We start from the raw sequence: 1,057 nt of genomic DNA, 5'->3' as shown, positions 1-1,057 counted from the left end.
TACTGCCGAGCATGGCGGCAAAAAAGAACAAGCCTGTCACCAGCAGCAGGTAGGTGAGCTTGCGTGCACTGTCATAACCGTCCTGAATCGAGGTCTTCAGAAGCACGGCGCCCAGATATTTGAGCCCGGCATCGTGGCACCCCTGGCAGCGTTGCTCGTTTTCCAGCGGAACGGCCACATTCATGGTGTGGATTCCGTTATCAATCCGCTCAAATTCTATGCTCCTGCCGCTTTTCAAGGCCTGGAGAACAGTGTTATTAACCGAAGCTGCTCCCGCAGCGTCCTGTTCCTTGCCTGCGGTATTGAAGATCTTCAGGTCCATAAGAAATTTTTTCTGTTTTGCTTCCGCAATATATTTGTAAACCTCTGCCGAATCACCTTTCATCATGTATTCATCAATATCCCGAATAATGATCGATCCCACATTCCGGGTATTTTTCAGCTGCAAATCCATGGTCGACTTAAACTGAAGCCAGATGGCAATCGACCCTAAAGTAACAAAACCGATTGTCAGGGTGCTACCGAGAATTGCCAATACTTTAACTGTAAGTTTTCTCTTGAACATATTCCTCCCCCGTCAAACTGTCTCCGCTCCGGCTATCACGCTCTGTTGCTTATATGAGATTGTAACAATTCAATGACAAATATATTTTCGACTAAAACAGGAATAACTTTAATTTATAAAGGAAAAGTAGCAATATTTACCAACTTGCCACACCATCTTTTCAATATCGAAGCAAGGTGTTGATCGACAATATCTGCGACAGATCCTTGATTAGCTGATTTCCCTATAAAATAGGTAGTACGGGGGTATGAAACATATGACTGGTAAACAGGGGCACGGCGTGCCTCGCCAAAACTGGGCAGGGCACGCCGTGCCCCTGATCATCAAGGTGTGATGTTTAATTGCTGAAGTAATAGTTACTGCTTGACAGCGGCCAGCTAATAAGTGAATTTATATCAGCGGCATCTCAGATACGGCAGGTAAACACGCTCATCAGACCTGGAGTCGTCACCATACCTTCAAGGAGACACGCATGTTGAAAAAGAAATTGAT

General features: G+C 45.4%; 1 protein-coding gene. It reads right to left on the bottom strand.

Annotated features, from left to right (window positions below; all coding sequences use genetic code 11):
• On the bottom strand, positions 1 to 565 hold a 565-nt coding region (locus tag NC238_06685; protein MCM1565624.1), incomplete at its 3' end, for a hypothetical protein.
• Positions 566 to 1,057 lie beyond the last annotated feature (492 nt).

This window comes from Dehalobacter sp., from assembly GCA_023667845.1.
Lineage (GTDB): Bacteria > Bacillota > Desulfitobacteriia > Desulfitobacteriales > Syntrophobotulaceae > Dehalobacter.
The sequence above is the reverse complement of the archived record's forward strand: the minus strand, read 5'-3'. Positions and strand labels throughout refer to the sequence as shown.